17 protein-coding genes are annotated in these 16,713 nt (G+C 63.3%); all 17 read right to left on the reverse strand.

Annotated elements, in window-relative coordinates:
- Nucleotides 1-12: 12 nt before the first annotated feature.
- The 17 genes from NUV99_09430 to folP all read right to left on the reverse strand — a co-directional run bounded on the left by NUV99_09430 (nt 13) and on the right by folP (nt 16,621).
- Nucleotides 13-2,493, reverse strand: a complete 2,481-nt coding sequence (locus NUV99_09430; protein ID MCR4420321.1) for an ATP-dependent Clp protease ATP-binding subunit — start codon at nt 2,491-2,493, stop codon at nt 13-15.
- A gap of 26 nt (nt 2,494-2,519) precedes the next feature.
- The gene (locus tag NUV99_09435) at nt 2,520-3,578 is read right to left on the reverse strand and encodes a protein arginine kinase (GenBank protein ID MCR4420322.1); all 1,059 of its coding nucleotides are present in this window, start codon (nt 3,576-3,578) and stop codon (nt 2,520-2,522) included.
- 22 nt (nt 3,579-3,600) lie between these two features.
- Nucleotides 3,601-4,134, reverse strand: a complete 534-nt coding sequence (locus NUV99_09440; GenBank protein ID MCR4420323.1) for a UvrB/UvrC motif-containing protein — start codon at nt 4,132-4,134, stop codon at nt 3,601-3,603.
- 15 nt (nt 4,135-4,149) lie between these two features.
- Nucleotides 4,150-4,605 carry a CtsR family transcriptional regulator gene (locus NUV99_09445; GenBank protein ID MCR4420324.1) on the reverse strand — a complete coding sequence of 152 codons (456 nt, stop codon included), beginning with the start codon at nt 4,603-4,605 and terminating at the stop codon, nt 4,150-4,152.
- Nucleotides 4,606-4,766: 161 nt separating this feature from the next.
- Entirely contained in the window at nt 4,767-6,251 is a 1,485-nt protein-coding gene (lysS, locus tag NUV99_09450) for a lysine--tRNA ligase (protein ID MCR4420325.1), read from the reverse strand.
- A 62-nt stretch (nt 6,252-6,313) separates the two neighbouring features.
- Entirely contained in the window at nt 6,314-6,817 is a 504-nt protein-coding gene (greA, locus tag NUV99_09455) for a transcription elongation factor GreA (protein MCR4420326.1), read from the reverse strand.
- Between the two features lie 239 nt (nt 6,818-7,056).
- Nucleotides 7,057-8,148, reverse strand: coding sequence for a shikimate dehydrogenase (locus NUV99_09460; protein ID MCR4420327.1), 1,092 nt, complete (start codon nt 8,146-8,148; stop codon nt 7,057-7,059).
- A 120-nt stretch (nt 8,149-8,268) separates the two neighbouring features.
- Nucleotides 8,269-8,823, reverse strand: coding sequence for a nucleotidyltransferase family protein (locus NUV99_09465; GenBank protein MCR4420328.1), 555 nt, complete (start codon nt 8,821-8,823; stop codon nt 8,269-8,271).
- Between the two features lie 631 nt (nt 8,824-9,454).
- Nucleotides 9,455-10,513, reverse strand: a complete 1,059-nt coding sequence (dusB, locus tag NUV99_09470) for a tRNA dihydrouridine synthase DusB (GenBank protein ID MCR4420329.1) — start codon at nt 10,511-10,513, stop codon at nt 9,455-9,457.
- Nucleotides 10,514-10,527: 14 nt separating this feature from the next.
- Nucleotides 10,528-11,301, reverse strand: a complete 774-nt coding sequence (locus tag NUV99_09475; protein ID MCR4420330.1) for a type III pantothenate kinase — start codon at nt 11,299-11,301, stop codon at nt 10,528-10,530.
- A 49-nt stretch (nt 11,302-11,350) separates the two neighbouring features.
- Complete coding sequence (locus NUV99_09480; protein MCR4420331.1) at nt 11,351-12,319, reverse strand: biotin--[acetyl-CoA-carboxylase] ligase; 969 nt, start codon at nt 12,317-12,319, stop codon at nt 11,351-11,353.
- A 17-nt stretch (nt 12,320-12,336) separates the two neighbouring features.
- Complete coding sequence (locus tag NUV99_09485; GenBank protein MCR4420332.1) at nt 12,337-12,729, reverse strand: aspartate 1-decarboxylase; 393 nt, start codon at nt 12,727-12,729, stop codon at nt 12,337-12,339.
- Nucleotides 12,704-13,552: a pantoate--beta-alanine ligase gene (gene panC, locus NUV99_09490; protein MCR4420333.1), complete on the reverse strand. Its 849-nt coding sequence runs from the start codon at nt 13,550-13,552 to the stop codon at nt 12,704-12,706. The genes NUV99_09485 and panC overlap by 26 nt, the downstream gene beginning before the upstream one ends.
- Nucleotides 13,553-13,562: 10 nt before the next feature.
- Nucleotides 13,563-14,456, reverse strand: a complete 894-nt coding sequence (locus tag NUV99_09495) for a DUF2520 domain-containing protein (GenBank protein ID MCR4420334.1) — start codon at nt 14,454-14,456, stop codon at nt 13,563-13,565.
- Between the two features lie 75 nt (nt 14,457-14,531).
- On the reverse strand, nt 14,532-15,077 hold the full coding sequence (gene folK, locus NUV99_09500) for a 2-amino-4-hydroxy-6-hydroxymethyldihydropteridine diphosphokinase (protein ID MCR4420335.1): 546 nt from the start codon (nt 15,075-15,077) through the stop codon (nt 14,532-14,534).
- 15 nt (nt 15,078-15,092) lie between these two features.
- Entirely contained in the window at nt 15,093-15,452 is a 360-nt protein-coding gene (gene folB / locus NUV99_09505; protein ID MCR4420336.1) for a dihydroneopterin aldolase, read from the reverse strand.
- Nucleotides 15,453-15,457: 5 nt separating this feature from the next.
- Nucleotides 15,458-16,621, reverse strand: coding sequence for a dihydropteroate synthase (gene folP / locus NUV99_09510; GenBank protein MCR4420337.1), 1,164 nt, complete (start codon nt 16,619-16,621; stop codon nt 15,458-15,460).
- Nucleotides 16,622-16,713 lie beyond the last annotated feature (92 nt).

The raw sequence follows: 16,713 nt of genomic DNA on the forward strand, positions 1-16,713 counted from the left end.
TTTCGGCCCTCCTCACTTCTTGGTCAGGACTATACGTCCGTCTTCCGCGCGGGCCAGCACCGTGTCTCCCCGGGAAAACCGGCCTTCCAACAGACCCTCGGAAAGCGGGTCTTCCAGGAGTTGCTGGATGGTACGGCGCAGCGGCCGCGCACCGTAGATCTCGTCAAAGCCCTTTTCCGCCAAGACGGCCTTGGCCTCGGGCGCAACCTCCAGCTTCAAACCGTGCTCCTCCAGCCGACGGTTGAACTCTGCCAGCATGAGATCCACTATCCTGGCAATCTCCTCGCGACCCAGAGGATGGAAGACGATTATCTCGTCCAGACGGTTCAGGAACTCGGGCCGGAAGGTGCGCTTCAGCTCGTCCAGGATGCGCTCCTTCATGGCCTCGTAGGCATCTTCGGGGCTATCCTGGCGGAATCCCAATCGGCCCTCGCGCCTTATCAGGCCCACGCCCACGTTGGAAGTGAGGATGATCACCGCGTTACGGAAGTCCACCGTTCGCCCCTTCCCGTCGGTCAGGCGGCCGTCCTCCAGCACCTGCAGCAGCACGTTGAACACTTCCGGGTGGGCCTTCTCAACCTCGTCGAACAGGACCACCGAGTAGGGCCGCCGGCGGATGGCCTCGGTGAGCTGGCCGGCCTCTTCGTAGCCCACATACCCGGGAGGAGCGCCGATCAGCCGGGAGACGGTGTGCTTCTCCATGTACTCGGACATATCCAGCCGGACCATGGCTTCCTCGTTGCCGAAAAGTGCTTCCGCCAGGGCTCGGGCCAGCTCGGTCTTGCCCACTCCCGTAGGTCCCAGGAAGAGGAAGGAGCCGATGGGCCGCTTCGGGTCCTTGAGGCCGGCCCGGGCGCGCCGGATGGCTCTGGCCACCGCCCGCACCGCCTCATCCTGGCCGATAACCCGCCGGTGCAAGACTTCTTCCAGGCGCAGCAAGCGCTCGGTTTCCTCCTGGGCCAGCTGGCTTACCGGAATCCCGGTCCAGCTCGCCACCACCTGCGCCACATCTTCCACGTTGACTACCTGGCTTTCCAGGCCCTGTTCCTTCTGCCACTCTTGCTGCCGGGCCGCCAGCTCTTCCCGCAGGCGGTGTTCCTCGTCCCGCAGCCGGGCGGCCTTCTCGAATTCCTGGTTGTGGACCGCTTCCTCCTTCTCCTTGGCCAGTTCCTCAATTCGGCGTTCTAGCTCCTTCAGGTTGGGAGGGGCGGTAAAGGCCCGCAGCCTCACCCGGGAGGCGGCCTCGTCGATCAGGTCGATGGCCTTGTCCGGCAGGAAGCGATCGGTGATATAGCGGGCGGAAAGCTTGGCCGCCGCCTCCAGGGCCGCGTCGGTAATCTTTACCCCGTGGTGGGCCTCGTACTTATCCCGCAGCCCGTGCAGGATCTCGATGGTTTCCTCCACCGTAGGCTCACCCACCAGAATGGGTTGGAAGCGGCGCTCCAGAGCTGCGTCCTTCTCGATATGCTTGCGGTACTCGTCCAGGGTGGTGGCACCTATGCACTGCAGCTCACCCCGGGCGAGGGCCGGCTTGATTATGTTGGCCGCATCAATGGCTCCCTCGGCCGCGCCGGCACCTACCAGGGTGTGGAGTTCGTCGATGAAGACGATGACGTTCCCCGCCTGGCGAATCTCGTTGAGCACCCGCTTGAAACGCTCCTCAAACTCGCCCCGGTACTTGGTCCCGGCCACGATCCCGGAGAGGTCCAGGGCGATTACCCGCTTATTGCGCAGGGTTTCCGGCACCTTTCCGGCCACGATTCTCTGGGCCAGACCCTCGGCAATGGCCGTCTTGCCCACCCCGGGTTCGCCGATGAGTACCGGGTTGTTCTTGGTGCGGCGGCTCAGCACCTGAATGACCCGCTCGATCTCCTTTTCCCTACCTACTACCGGATCCAGCTTGTCTTCCCGCGCCAGCTGGGTAAGGTCGGTGCCGAATTCGTCCAGGGCCGTGGTTTCCCGACCCCTGCCCGGCGCATGCGGTCCGGCACCCGTCACCTGACCCAACAGGGGGTGTCCGCCCAATCCGCCGAGAATCCAGGTAAAGGGCGTACCCCCGCTCGGCCCGAGCAGGGCCGCCACCTGCTGCCGGACCTTGTCCGCACTGACCCCCATGTTGGCCAGCACCTGGGCGGCAATGCCCTCCCCTTCCCGGATCAACCCCAGCAGCAGGTGCTCGGTACCCACGTAATTTACTCCCTGACGCCGGGCCTCGTCGTTGGCCAGCTCCAGCACCTTCTTGGCCCGGGGAGTCAGGCCTATCTGCACCGCGGCAGGCCCCGGATTCTTGCCCACCAGCCTGGTGACCTCTTTGCGAACGCGCTCCGGGTCTACCCCCAGGTTCTTCAAGGCCCGGGCCGCCACGCCCTCGCCTTCTCGCACCAGCCCCAGCAGCAGGTGCTCGGTGCCCACGGCGGCGTGACCCAAGTTCCGGGCCTCGTCCTCGGCCAAACGCAGGACTCTTTGCGCTCTTTCCGTAAACCGGCTGGGCATTTTCTTCACCCCGCTTTGTAGTCATCTCAATGCTCGGCTTTTAACCGCCGCCGGATAAAGGCGGCGCGTTCCCTATCCCGCTCTTGGGGATCCATTTCTCTTCCCGTCAGTCCCTGCAAAAAGGCAGGCTGTATTCCGATCATCAGTTCGGTAATTACCCTCGGGTCAACCCCTCTCAGCAGGTGCAGGTCCAGCCCCAGGCGCACGTCTGAAAGCAGGTGCAGTGCCTCCTGGGAACTGATAACCCGGGCGTGGCTGAGGATGCCGAAGGCCCGTCCCACGCGATCCTCAAGCTGGGATCCGGCCTCTTTCAAGAGCAATTCCCGGGCCGCCTTCTCCTGCTCGATCAACTGCTTGGTTACCGCTACCAGATTGGAGATGATTTCTTCCTCGCTTCGTCCCAGAGTCACCTGATTGGATATCTGAAAGAGATTGCCCGCCGCCTCGGTACCCTCGCCGTAGAGGCCCCTGACCGCCAGGCTCACGTGCGAAAGGGCACTCAGAACCTGCGGCGCCTGCTTGCTAATCACCAGACCGGGCAGGTGCAGCATTACCGAAGCCCTGAGGCCGGTGCCTACGTTGGTGGGGCAGGCGGTCAGGTATCCCCTTTCCTCATCGAAGGCGTACTCCAGGTGGGCCTCCAGGGCATCGTCCACCGCCGTAGCCAACCTCCAGCTTTCGTGCAACTGCAGGGCGGGCAACAGCACTTGCAGCCGCAGGTGGTCCTCCTCGTTTACCATCAGGCTCAGCGATTCTTCCGCGTTGAGAACCACCGCCTTGTTTCCGTCCGGCTCCGCATGCTGCGGGCTGATCAGGTGCTTCTCCACCAGGATCTGGCGCTCCAGAGCCGAGAGGTCTTCCAGCCGCAGGATCTCCAGCCGCCCGGCCACCGCATGTACGGTCGTGGTCTTGCAGGCTGCGGTGACCCGCTCCACCACTTCCTGGGCTTCCCTCCGGCCCATAGAGGCAGGAAAGGGCAAACCGGCCAGATTGCGGGCCAGGCGAACGCGGCTGGCCACGACCATGCCCGCGTAGGGTCCCGATCCCTCCATCCACTTGCTGGGAGTGGCAGCCAGATTGCGCATTCCTCTCCCCACCTTCCCCGGGTCACTCGCCCTGAACCGCCTGTCGTTCCAGTTCCCGGATGCGGTCCCTAACCTCGGCCGCCCGCTCGAACTCTTCCTTGGCTATGAGTTCCTGCAATTCGCGGCGCAGGCGCTCGATCTCACGGCTCAGCCCCAGCCTTCCGGCCGTGCGCTTGGGAGCCTTGCCCACGTGCTGCACCGAACCGTGCAGGCGCCGCAGTAAAGGCTCGAGCTGATCGCCAAAGGAGCGGTAACACTCGCCGCACCCCAGTCTTCCCGCCTCCCGGAACTGCTCGTAAGACCATCCGCAGCGCCGGCACCGCAACGCCCGTCTGGCCACCACGCCCGGACCCGGACCCCAGGCCGGCTCCTGGGCCAGCAGGCCGGCCAGAAACTTCTCCAGGGAGAAGCCCGGTTCGCCGAATCCCAAGAACCCCCAGCCCTCGTTGCGCCGCCGGGCGCATTCCTCACACAGGTGGTACTCGGTCTTCTGGTTATTAACCAGCTTGGTGACGTGCACGCTCGCCGGTCGCTGCCCGCAATCCTCGCAGAGCACCGGCCTCACCCCCACCTAAAAGTCTTCCCGCAGCAGGGTTAGCACCATAACCCGCAGCAGACGTCCGCGCAGAAAATCCCGGGCGGGCAGCTCCAAGCCCAGCGCCTCCCGGTCAAGGACCGCCCGGGCCAGCATTGCCTCCCGCCGGGAGAGCAGCCCTTCTTCCTCCAGGCGCCGCACAACGCCCTCCGCCGCCTGCTGGGATAACGGCCGGTCCCGCAGGGCCTCCACCAGCCGGTGCAGATCCACCGGCAGCCGCACGATTCGCAGATACCCGCCGCCCCCGCGGCGGCTCTCCACCCAGTACCCCTGATCCACGGTAAAGCGGGTGCTGAGCACGTAGTTGATCTGCGAGGGCACGCAGGCGAACAATAGGGCCAATTCCTGACGCCGGATCTCCACTACGCCCCGCGGGCTCTCCGACAGTCGCTGCTTCAAGTAGGTTTCGATCCTGTCGGCCAGGGTTCGCATGGGCTTTTGACCTACCTTTACCTTCTGATCTACTTTGACCTTTCAACTTACAATATAACTGCCTCCCTTCCGGGAGGCAAGTAATACTGCGTGTCGTCTCGGCTTCCCAGCAACCTTAATGGACGGTCTGAGGCCGTTATTCGCCCCCTTGCTCCGCCTGCCTACTCGTACGGCCGCAAGGCAGGGAAAAGGATAACGTCACGAATGGAAGGAGAATTGGTCAGCAGCATGACCAGGCGATCCACTCCCAGGCCCATACCGCCCGCCGGAGGCATTCCGTACTCCAGGGCCAGGACGAAATCGGCATCCATCATCTGCGCTTCCTCGTCTCCGCCCGCCCGTTCCCGTGCCTGCGCCAGCAGTCGCTCCCTCTGGTCAACGGGATCGTTGAGCTCGGTGAAGGCGTTGACCAGCTCTCGGCCGGCAACAAAGAGCTCGAACCGGTAAACCAGGTCCGGCGCCTCCGCCTTGCGTTTGGCCAGGGGAGATATTTCCAGAGGATAGTCCACCAGGAAGGTGGGCTGGATGAGCCGGGGCTGCACCAGCTCCTCCAGCAGGGCATCGATTATCTTTCCCGCCGAGGCCGCCGGGTTCACCTCCACCCCCCTGGCTCGGGCGGCGGCCAAAGCTTCTTCCCGCGAAGGCAGGCCGTTCCAGCTTATCCCGGTGAAGCGGCGCAGGGCCTCAAGCACGCTCAGCCGCGGCCAGGGCGGAGTGAGGTCGATTTCCCAGTCTCCGTAGGAGAATCTGAGCTTCCCCAAGACGACTTCTGCCACGTAAGCCAGCATCTCTTCGGTAAGACGCATCATGTCTTCGTAGTCGGCGTAGGCCTGATAGGCCTCCAACATGGTAAACTCCGGATTGTGTCGGGTAGAAATGCCCTCGTTGCGGAAGACCCGGCCCAACTCGTAAACCCTTTCCAACCCTCCCACCAGGAGGCGCTTGAGCGGCAACTCCAGAGCGATCCGGAGGTAAAGGTCCAGGTCCAGAGCGTTATGGTGGGTCACAAAAGGACGGGCGGCAGCACCGGCGGCCACCGGCGCCATGGTGGGAGTCTCCACCTCCAGGAATCCCCGCTGGTCCAGGAAGGCACGCAGGGCCTTGATCGCGCGGGTGCGTCGGTAGAAGGTTTCCCGAACCGGCGGATTCATGATCAGGTCCAGGTAGCGCTGGCGGTAACGGAGCTCCACGTCCCGCAGACCGTGCCACTTTTCGGGAAGAGGCCGGAGCGACTTGCAAAGGAGTTCCAGCCCCTGAACCTCGACACTGATTTCGCCCTGGCGGGTGCGGAAAACCGTGCCCCTCACTCCCAGGATGTCCCCCAGGTCCAGGAGCCTGAACAGGGCGTAGACCTCCTCGCCCACCAGATCCTGGCGCACGTAGATCTGGATTCGACCCGAGCGGTCCTGCAGGTCCCCGAAGCTGGCCTTCCCGTGCACCCGCTTGGCCAGGAGACGCCCGGCCACCTGCACCTCTTCCCCGCAGAACTCTTCGAAGCGCTCCTTGATCTCCTGGGCCAGAGCGGTCTGCTCGAAACGCCGACCGAAGGGATCAATCCCCCGTTCCCGCAGGTCCACCAACTTCTGATAGCGCACTCGAACCAGGTCCCCGAGATCTTCTCCTAGCCCGTATGAGTCCTGAGACAACTGGGTAAGACCTCCCCAACCGATCTTTTGCCGATACCGACCGCAGGCCCTGAACCCGGTGCCTAACCGGATATACCCAGGATCTCGTAATACTGAACCCCGCCCGGCGCCTTGACCTCTACTATCGTGCCCACCTTCTGGCCCAGTAAGGCCCTACCTACGGGGGAGAGGTTAGAAATGCGGTTTTGGGAAGGATCGGCCTCCACTGACCCCACGATTTCGTACTCGCTTTCCTCGCCGGTCTCCAGGTGCCGCACGCGCACCCGGGAACCCAAGGTAACGGCCTCGGTGGAGATGTCCTGCTGATCTATGAGCTTTGCCCGCCGGAGCGTCTTCTCCAGGGTTATTATCCGACCCTCAATGAAGGCCTGCTCGTTCTTTGCCTCTTCGTACTCGGAATTTTCGCTGATGTCGCCGAACTCGATTGCCTGCTTTATTCTTTCGGCCACCTGCTGGCGCCGGACGGTCCGCAGGTACTCCAGTTCTTCCTCCAGGCGCTTCAGGCCCTGCTTGGTAAGGATTACCTCCTGGTCGGCCAATTGGTTCGCCTCCGCTCTCCGCCACATAGTCTTCGGGACCGAAGCTTGGGGTGTATTATAAGAGGAGTCTTCTCCCCTGTCAACCCGTTCCTGCGACGAATTGTCACCAATTTCCACGGGCAGCCCTGGTTTGCCGGGCAACGAAGACGTGCGCCGCGCCGAACACGGGCCGCGGCGGCCGAACCCCATCGGCCTGGGAGCGCGTTCTCCCGCGGCCACCCCACCGGAGGGTGCGAAGCCCCGAGCCGCTCCCGATCTTGCCGAGCCTAACCCAAACCACCCGCCACCCGCCTTCGCTGCCGCGCCCTTTCCCGCACGGCGGCTATGTCTTCGGCAGTAAGGGGGCGCTCGAAACTGCGGAAACCCGCCAGTTCAAACCCGTGGCGCCTGGCCAGGCGGCTGATCTCTTCCACCTGTTCCAGGGTGATCTCTCTTCCCAGGGTGAAGCTCTCCCAGCGCCGCTCCAGGGCCAGGATCATGGTTTCGGCCATGCAGGCCAGGGCCACCCCGGGCGGATAACCGAAGTCAAAGTGGAAATTCACCTCACCCGGAACGCGTACCACTCCCCCCTCAATCACCAGAACGTCGTCCCGCAGCTCGGCCACCTTCCGAGACACGTCTCGCGGACGGGCCACGTCACAGACTACCGCGCCGGGTTTCAGGTCCGCGGGCTGGATCACCGTGTCCACCGCCGAGGTTACGCTGATCACGATATCCGCCGTGGGCAGCACCCGGTGAGGATCGTTGGACAGTTCCGCCGCCACGCCGCTTTCGCGAAGAATAGTATGGGCCAGACGCTCCAGTTTATCCACCTGGCGCGCAACCAGCGTGAGGCGGGCCGCCTCCCGGGCCATCACCCGCGCGCACACCGCACCTATGGACCCCGTGGCCCCTACCACCACCACGTGAGAGCGGGAGACTTCCAGCCCCATCAAGCGGGCGGCCTCCCGGGTTCCCTCCAGGGCCGTGGCCACGGTATAGCTGTTGCCGGTGGTTACCGGGATGTTCAGATTCCGGGCCACGGTGATGCCGGCATCCCCCACCACCGAGGTCATGGCTCCCAACCCCAATACCTTAGCGCCCAGCCTCTCGGCCAGACGACCGGCCTGGATAATGCGGTTGAGCACGTAATCCGTTGGCAGGGAAAGCATCTGGCGAGAGGTAAGAGGGCAGGCCACGAACCAGCCTTCGATCTGGTTGTAAGGCGACCGCACCCCGGTTATGTGGGCGGTGTTGACCGGCGGCAGCCAGCAGAGGAATCTTTCTACCAGACGGGCCGGCAACCGGGCGGCGATGCGGTACTTGCGGGCCACGTCCCTAACGTCTAAGGGATGAATCATAAAGGCAAACGTATCCATTGCCCCACCCCCTGCTGGCAACGCCATTTTAGCAAAAGTCAATTCCACCCGCAAGCGCACCTGGTCAGAAGCTGCCGGACTTTATCCGCGCTTACACTCTCGACTGCCCGGCGAGGCCCGTTACTCTGACCAGCACTGTAGGTAATACGCCCAAATCTCGGGCCTGGCCAATAGCCGGCTAAGTTCCCGGACCAATGGATCTAGATAATCCCGGTCCAGGTTATCGCGTTGACGAACTATTATATGGCGCACGTCTTCCAAATCGCGAGGGCGCTCGGAGATTATCTTATGAACAACCAGGTCTTCGGCGGTGCATACCCTGAACTGCTGTTTTCCCAACTTTACGATCGTGGCCCTGGCGAGGGCATGTTCTTCATAGGGCAAGCGGGCAAAGACAACATCTACCCGCACTCCGTCTCTAGTAGTCAAAGGTAGGACGTTGGTTTGCTTTATGAACCCAAGGGGGTGTCTCACCAGGAGTTGAAAACTGCTCTTAAGCCTCTCAACTAATGCAGGAATCTCGGATTCTCTACAAAGAATTGTAACGTCGAGATCCCGAGTCAGTCTGGGCTGGCCCCAGATTAGGTTGGCAATGCCTCCGATGAACATGTAAGGAATGCGCTCCTGCTCGAAAAAGGCGGTCACTTGCTTGAGGCTACGCTCGAGAGCGGTCATGCAAGCCTCCTACCGTTAGGCGGGCCAGGTACTGCCTGGCACTTTGTAGGCGCCGGATTTTGTCCGCATCAACCTTGGCTTGTGCCCAATTGGGATTGGCTTCCCGCGCCAACTCCCAGGCCTCGGCAAACCAGCGCAGGGTACGGGAGAGTTCTTCGGAGGCCCTGGGTCCGGTTAACCTCCTTGAACCAGTAATCTCCCAAGCATTGAACCGTTCCCATTGCCGGCGTCTGTGAAGGAGCTGGTCGCGCTCCAAGCCCCTCGCCCCCCTGGTCGCAAGCGGTACCTCTCTGTGGCCCAGTATACCACTTCATCATCCAAGCGAAAGACCGGAACGCAGTCACCACTCAATTCGGGATTACCAGTTCATCCTCAGCGCGGTCCCCAGTCGACGGGAATAAGCTTTGTAGCGGCGAGCTCGCAAGGAGGCTCTGCTTCGGGCGCGGCGCGCTTTTCGATGCTTATTGTATACGGTCGGGTCTACTCCCCCCTGGGGCTATCGTCCTCTGGAAACGCCCGGACTCAATAAGGCGTAGCAGGCGCGCAAACGCTTCGTTCTCACCCGGGTGACGGTGAACCAAGAACCAGCAGGTACGGCGTCACCCCGGAAAGTCCGATAGCCGAGCTACAACTATCCTTTATTCTTTTTCTCTAGGTTCTCAATGCGATTCAGCAGTTGTTTCAGGAAGGACCAACTGAATGAGGACGGTTCGCTTCCAGAAGACATGTCGTCGTTGCCGCCGACGTAACCGCTCAGGAGTTGCCGCACGCCGGCGGCAGTCTCCAGGCGGCAGACTTCCCGGCGCAGGCGCGCCGCCCCGGGCAGGCCCTTCAGGTAATAGGCCAGGTGCTTGCGCATTTTCACCACCCCGCGCCGCTCGCCATAGTAGGCCACGGCCAGATCCAGGTGGCGAAGGGCCACCGCGAGACGCTCCCTCACTGAGGGCGGGGCCGGTTCAGGGTCTCCCGCCAGCACCGCCCGGCAGGCCGCAAAAAGCCAGGGGTTGCCGAGACTCCCCCGGGCAAGCATCACCGCGTCACAGCCGGTGAGGTCCACCATGCGACGGGCGTCCTCGGGCCGATAGACGTCGCCGTTGCCGATGACCGGAATACACAGCGCCTCTTTTACCCGGGCGATAACCCCCCAATCGGCCTCGCCCCCGTAGTACTCCTCGCGGAAGCGGCCGTGCACGGTGACCGCCGCCGCTCCGGCTTCGGCCACCGCCCGGGCCAGGTCAACGGCCAGCTCTTCCCCCACCCGCCACCCTCTCCGCATCTTGACCGTTACCGGTACCGGCACCGCCCGGACTACGGCCCGCACTATGGCCGCGGCGCGCGGGATATCAAGCAGCAGGGCCGCGCCCGCACCGTTTGCCACCACCTTGCGCATGGGGCAGCCCATGTTAATGTCAATAAGCGGCGCTCCCCTTTCCACCGCGATCATGGCTGCGCCGGCCATTTCGTCCGGTTCGGCTCCGAAAAGCTGTACTCCTGCCCGGGGTTCACCGGCCAGATCCAGCATCCGGAGGGTTCGGGTGCTGCCGGAAACCAGGCCCCGGGCGCTGATCATCTCCGTAAACACTAAAGCCGCCCCGAATTCCGCGGCCAGCAGACGATAGGGCTTATCGCTGAACCCGGCCATGGGCGCGGCCACCACCGGATGGGGTAAGAGCAAGCTTCCCAGCCGCACTCCTTTCCCTCCGGCTAGGACTGGGCAGTGTTTCGCTGATAGAGGATGCGCAAGCCTTCCAGGGTCAGGTGAGGGTTCACCTGATCTATACTTTTGGTTTCGCCGGCGATCATCTCCGCCAAGCCTCCCGTAGCCACCACTTTGGTGCGAGAACCCAGCTCCTGCCGCATGAGCTTGACAATGTGTTCTACCTGTCCTATGAAGCCGTAAATGATCCCCGCCTGCATGCTGGCCACGGTATTCCTGCCGATTACGCTCTTCGGCTTGACCAGCTCTACCCGGGGCAGCTTGGCCGCCCGCAAGAATAAAGCTTCGGTGGATATGCCTATGCCGGGGGCAATGGCGCCGCCCAGGTATTCGCCCTGAGCGGAAATGGCATCGAAGGTGGTGGCGGTGCCGAAGTCCACCACTATCACCGGACCCCCGTAAAGTTCGTAACCGGCTACGGCGTTTACTATCCGGTCCGCCCCCACCTCCCGGGGGTTCTCGAACCGTATGGGCATACCCATCTTGATGCCCGGGCCCACCACCAGGGGTTCCAACCGAAGGTATCGCCGTCCCACTTCGAGCACCACCGGCGTCAGCGGGGGTACCACCGAGGAGACGATTGCCCCGGTGACTTCCCGCATCTCCAACCCGTGGTGGCCGAACAACACGCAGAGGGACATGGCCAGTTCATCCGCGGTGATACTGGTGCGGGTCGAAAGCCGCCAGCAGGCCTCCAGTTTTTCCCGGCGGAAAACCCCCAGGGTAAGGTTGGTATTACCTACATCGAAGGCCAGGAGCACGCTCGGTCCCTCCCTGCCGCTCCCGAAAAGTTTATCCCCTCCACCCCACCTAAAGCAAGCTCACGTCACCGGCCCGAAACACCCGGCGCCGGCCGTCCTCGCCTTCCACTACCAGGCTGCCGTCGCCGTCCAGGGCCACGGCCCGCCCGAAGAAACTCTCCTCTAATTGGGTGATCTTTACGTTGCGGCCGAGGGTTATGTTGCGCCGCCTCCATTCCTCCAGCCAATCTTCCCGTCCCGCCTCCTGCCAGGGACGATAACGGGCTTCGAATTCCCGCAGGAACGAGGCCAACAGAGCGGTGCGCTCCACCCGCCCACCGCCGACCAGCAACAGGGAAGTGGCCTGCCGGCGCAGTTCGGGAGGAAAATCCTCTTCCCGCTGGTTGACGTTGACCCCCACCCCCAGGACAAGGTACTCCACCGCATCGGCCTGGCCCTTCAACTCGGTAAGAATGCCGCACACCTTCCGGCCGCCGAGGTAAAGGTCGTTGGGCCACTTTATTCCCGGACCCAGCCCGGTTACCTGCTGCACGGCCTCGGCCATTGCCACTGCCGCCAGCAAGGTGGTCTTGGCCACCTGGGCGGGCAGGAGCCTCGGCCGCAGTACCAGGGAAAACCACAGGCCCAAACCGTGGGCCGAAGCCCAGGCTCGGCCCAGGCGGCCGCGACCGGCCTCCTGGGTTTCGGCGATAACCAGGGTGCCCTCCTCGGCCCCGGTCTCGGCCAGTTTCCGGGCCACGTCCATGGTCGATCCCACCCGATCGAAGTGAAGCACCCGACCGGCCAGCCGCAATCCTTTCAGGTAGGGTTCCAGTTCCTCGGGGTAAAGGCGATCGGGAGCGTGAACCAGCCGGTACCCGGCCCGGGCCCGCGCCTCGATCCCGTAACCTTCCTGGCGCAGGCGCCTTATCTGCTTCCACACTGCCGTGCGGCTGAGGCCCAAACGGCCGGCCAGTTCCTCACCGGACACAAACCGGCCCGGCGTTTCCCGCAGGGCCGCCAGTACCATGGCCCGCATCTCCGAGCTTTTCCCTCTCAGGAAACCGGAGCCTGGGTCTCCAGGAACCACTGTTCCTCAATCCCGATGATTTGGTTTTGATCGTTCACAAAGACCACGCGCGGGCGATGGCCCGGCAATTCGTCCTGGTCCAGCCAGCAGTAGGAAATAACCAGGACCGTGTCTCCGGGCTGCACCAGGCGGGCAGCGGCACCGTTAAGGCAGACGGTACCGCTCCCCGGCTCACCGGGCAGGCAATAGGTTTCAAAACGGGCTCCGTTGTTGAGGTTGACCACTTGGACCTTTTCGTGGGGCAACAGGTCGGCCGCCTCCATGAGGGTGCGGTCGAGGGTAATACTCCCCATGTAGTTGAGATTCGCGTCGGTTACCGTGGCCCGATGAATTTTAGACTTCATCATTTCCCGCCACATGGCTCCCCACCTCCACCAAGGCGTTGTCGATGAGTCTGGTCCGTCCAATCCACACCGCCAGCGCCAGCACGACCGGCTCTTCCAGAACTTCTATCTCCGCCAAATCGCGGGCCCGCCGAACCTCGGCGTAGTCCACCCTGGCCAAAGGATACCGCCCGACGGTCTCCCGCATTAAACGCTCGATTTCCCCCGCCCGCCGCTCGCCCCCGGCGATGGCCTTCTGGGCCGCTTCCAGCGCCCGAATGAGGCAGTTCGCCTGCGCCCGCTCCTCGGGGTTCAAGTAGACGTTCCGGGAACTGGCAGCCAGGCCGTCCGGTTCCCGCACGGTGGGGCAGATCACTACTTTAAGCGGCCAAAAGAGGTCCGCCGCCATGCGCGAAATTACCAGCGCCTGTTGGTAGTCTTTCTGGCCGAAATAGGCCACATCCGGCTGTACTATGTTGAACAGTTTGGCCACCACCGTGGTAACCCCCCGGAAGTGGCCGGGACGGGACCGGCCGCAAAGGGGCTCGGTCAGCCCCACTACCTCCACATGGGTAGCATATCCCGACGGATACATGGCCTCGGTGGTGGGTATGAAGAGCACGTCTACTCCCACCTGTTCGGCCAGGGCGGCATCGCGCTCCAGGTCCCGGGGATAGCGGGCAAAATCCTCCTGAGGACCGAACTGCAGGGGATTGACAAAAAGGCTGACCACCACCCGGTCGCACTCTTGCCGCGCCCGGCGCATCAGGCTCAGGTGCCCTTCGTGGAAGTAGCCCATGGTGGGCACAAGCCCCACCCTAAGCCCCTTCTGCTTCTCTCCCAGGCTGTAGCCTTGCATCTCCCCGAGATCAACGATCCTTCGCACCGGCCATCCCCCCGAGTACCCTCACCATTTTTGCCGCCTCACCCGTGCTAATGCTGCCCTTGCGCATTGCCAGCATCAGCGTATACACGCCCAACAGGCTGTAGAGCGGCTCGAGATCCGGCAACTTCTCCTTCATGGACCGGATATGCTCCTCCACCGTCCCCACGTCTCCCCGACTTATCGGGCCGGTGAGAGCCTCCGGTATGCCCAGCTTGGCAATATTCTCCAGGGTTCCCCGGATCAAAGGATACAGCGCCTGGGGAAACATCTCGGGAGGCAGGCCGGCTGCGGTCATCAAGGCTTGGGCCAGGTGCATCAGAGCGACCAGGTAATTAGAGGCTACGCAGGCCGCAGCGTGGTAGAGGGGCTTGGCCGCGGCATCGATGTAGAATAGCCGGGCCCCGATATCGCGCACGATTTCCTCCCCTACCGGGTACGCCTCCTTATCCCCTTCCAGGCTGAATACCGCCTGGGGAAGGTTTACCCGACCCTGTTCGGGAGTGGGACAAGACTGAAGGGGGTGCAGGCTGAGGGTGTGGGCTCCGAATTTCTTGGCCGGAGCCAGAACGCCTGCCGGTTGCGAGCCGCTGGTGTGAATGACCACCTGGCCGGCATGAAAACCCTTTGCATCGGCAATCTCCTCGGCCACCCGGCCGATCAGTTCATCCTTGACGGTGACGAAAAGCACCTCGGCCTCACGGGCCAACTCCTCCGCCCGCGCGAACCCGACCGTGCCGAGCAAGTCTGCCGCCCGGGCGGTAGAGGCAGGAGTGCTGTTCTTCACTCCGCACAGGGGATATCCCCTATCCCGAAGGAGTAGACCGATGGCCCCGCCTACTCTGCCGGCACCGACAATGCCCACCCTGGGCTTGGTCATGGCGTGGGCCTCCTTTCGCATAAAAAACCCCCGGGACAAAGCCGGGGGCTTTTTCCTATCCTCCGTCTCGGTCCCTTACGGATCCAAGCGGTACTCTTTCGGGGCCCGTTCATGGGGTCCGTAGTAAATTGTAGCACTACTCGGCTGCCACGGCAAGACGGCCTCGGAGAATTTTTGCCGGCTCAGCTCTGCCACCGTCTTTCCGTTGGGCAAGCGCAGATCCGAGGCGATTTCCGCCAATGGTATAAGCACAAAGGCCCTGCCGTACAGACCGGCGTGGGGAACCTCGAGGTCCGCCTCCTTGATGACCTGGCTGCCGTAAAGCAGCACATCCACGTCGATTATCCGCGGCCCCCACCGCTCGGCGGCAACCCGCCCCATAATACTCTCCACGCGCTTGGCTGCATGGAGCAGACCGCGGGCGCTGAGCAGGGTGTCCACCGCCAGTACCTGGTTCAGGAACCAGGGCTGGTCCTTCCTTCCCACCGGCTCGGTGAGGTAAAGGCCGGAGGCCCGGCGCAGCACCACTCCGGGGGTCAGGCCCAGCATTTGCCTGGCACGGGCCAGGTTCTTTTCCCGATCACCCTGGTTGGACCCCAGTCCCAGGTAGGCGGTAACCATTCGGATGCTCTCCCCCTAGCCCCGCCGGCGTCGGATCTCCACTCCGAACTGGGCGTAGTCCCCCTTTACGGGCGGCTGCGGCTTTCTTACCCGTACCAGCACTTCTTCTACCGGATAGGCAGCCAGAATGCGCGAGGCCACCGCCTGGGCCAGGCTTTCCAGGAGGGCATACTTGTCCTCCTCCACCGTCTTTCTCACCAATTCGTATACCCGGGCGTAGTCTACGGTCAGGCCCAAATCGTCTTCCCGGCCCGCAGCGGCCAGGTCAAGATACAGTTCTACATCCACCAGGAAAACCTGGCCCCGCCGCTTCTCCTGGGGCAACAGTCCGTGGAAGGCATAAAAACGCAGACCTTCCAGGAGAATCTTGTCCATCGGCATCACCGCCGTACCACGGCATCGGTCATACGCGCCACCCTCACCATGGCCTTCACGTCGTGCACCCGGATGATGTCCGCGCCGAAGGCAATGCCCAGGGCCACGGTGGCCGCCGTGCCCTCCAACCGCTCTTCCACGGGCAGCCCCAGGGTGTTGCCGATTACCGATTTTCGCGAGGTGCCGATAAGTATGGGTAAACCCAGGCTGCGCAGCTCCGGCAGGCGGTGCAAAACCTCCAGGTTCTGCTCCGTATCCTTTCCGAAACCGATGCCCGGGTCGGCGATTAGCCGGTCCCGGGTCAGGCCGCTGCGTTCCGCAATTTCGATGCCCCGGCGCAGGAACCGGAGTATATCCCCCATCAGGTCACGATATTCGCGGTGTTCCTGATTATGCATCAGGATGACCGGGGCACCGTAGCGGGCCGCCACCCGGGCCAAGTCGGGATCGGCCTGCAGACCCCACTGGTCGTTGATCAGGTGGGCGCCCGTTTCCAGGGCGCGCCGGGCAACCTCTGCCCGCCAGGTGTCCACGGAGATGGGTGCCTCCACCGTCTCCGCCAAACGGCCGAGCACCGGCGCGAGGCGCCTCCATTCCTCTTCTGCCGGCACCGGCGTGTGACCAGGACGGGTAGACACCCCCCCCACGTCGATGAGGTCGGCCCCCTCGGCCACCATTTCCTGAGCGCGGGCCAGCGCCTTGCCCGGATCCAGGTACAGGCCCCCGTCGGAAAAGGAATCGGGGGTTACGTTCAGGATGCCCATCACCAGCGTCCGCTCGCCCACCACCAGGCGTCGCCCGCGGCAATCCAGCAGTCTCACCGGCCTGCCCTCCGCGTGCCGGAGCAGGGCCGATAGCTGCTCTGCCAGGCTCGGCAGGCCGAAGTACTGGTGCCGGAGCTTCTCCGTGAGGCGCTCGAACTGTCGAAGGGTGCCCATAAGAATGACTTCGCTCTTATCCGCGGTAAGCGCCATGACTTCGCGACTTACCGCCGCCTCGCCTCCCAGGGACAGCATTTCCTGCTTGAGGATGTGGGCGGCCCGCAGGGGAATATTCTCCACCTTTATCACCCGGTGCACGGCCTTGGGAGCCATGATGGCCACCCCGGCTTCCTCCACCCCTATCGAGCGCAGCGCGGTCTCCGCCTCAGTCCGATTGGCGAGCTCCATTATGCGGGGGTTATAGTCCCAGTCCACGCTCCAAGCCTCCAAGCAGGAAGGGGCCCCGGGCGACGGTTCCGAGACCCCCCGTTCTTTCTGCT

This window comes from Clostridia bacterium (assembly GCA_024653205.1).
Taxonomy (GTDB): domain Bacteria; phylum Bacillota; class DSM-521; order Neomoorellales; family SLTJ01; genus JANLFO01.

Excerpts from the sequence above, each read along its gene's own strand:
- NUV99_09480 (MCR4420331.1), bottom strand. The coding sequence starts at position 12,319 with ATGCGGGCCATGGTACTGGCGGCCCTGCGGGAAACGCCGGGCCGGTTT.
- folP (MCR4420337.1), bottom strand. The coding sequence starts at position 16,621 with ATGGAGCTCGCCAATCGGACTGAGGCGGAGACCGCGCTGCGCTCGATA.
- NUV99_09430 (MCR4420321.1), bottom strand. The coding sequence starts at position 2,493 with ATGCCCAGCCGGTTTACGGAAAGAGCGCAAAGAGTCCTGCGTTTGGCC.
- NUV99_09435 (MCR4420322.1), bottom strand. The coding sequence starts at position 3,578 with ATGCGCAATCTGGCTGCCACTCCCAGCAAGTGGATGGAGGGATCGGGA.
- NUV99_09460 (MCR4420327.1), bottom strand. The coding sequence starts at position 8,148 with ATGGATACGTTTGCCTTTATGATTCATCCCTTAGACGTTAGGGACGTG.
- folK (MCR4420335.1), bottom strand. The coding sequence starts at position 15,077 with ATGGTTACCGCCTACCTGGGACTGGGGTCCAACCAGGGTGATCGGGAA.
- panC (MCR4420333.1), bottom strand. The coding sequence starts at position 13,552 with ATGCAAGGCTACAGCCTGGGAGAGAAGCAGAAGGGGCTTAGGGTGGGG.
- NUV99_09445 (MCR4420324.1), bottom strand. The coding sequence starts at position 4,605 with ATGCGAACCCTGGCCGACAGGATCGAAACCTACTTGAAGCAGCGACTG.
- NUV99_09465 (MCR4420328.1), bottom strand. The coding sequence starts at position 8,823 with ATGACCGCTCTCGAGCGTAGCCTCAAGCAAGTGACCGCCTTTTTCGAG.
- greA (MCR4420326.1), bottom strand. The coding sequence starts at position 6,817 with ATGTGGCGGAGAGCGGAGGCGAACCAATTGGCCGACCAGGAGGTAATC.
- NUV99_09485 (MCR4420332.1), bottom strand. The coding sequence starts at position 12,729 with ATGTGGCGGGAAATGATGAAGTCTAAAATTCATCGGGCCACGGTAACC.
- folB (MCR4420336.1), bottom strand. The coding sequence starts at position 15,452 with ATGGACAAGATTCTCCTGGAAGGTCTGCGTTTTTATGCCTTCCACGGA.
- NUV99_09495 (MCR4420334.1), bottom strand. The coding sequence starts at position 14,456 with ATGACCAAGCCCAGGGTGGGCATTGTCGGTGCCGGCAGAGTAGGCGGG.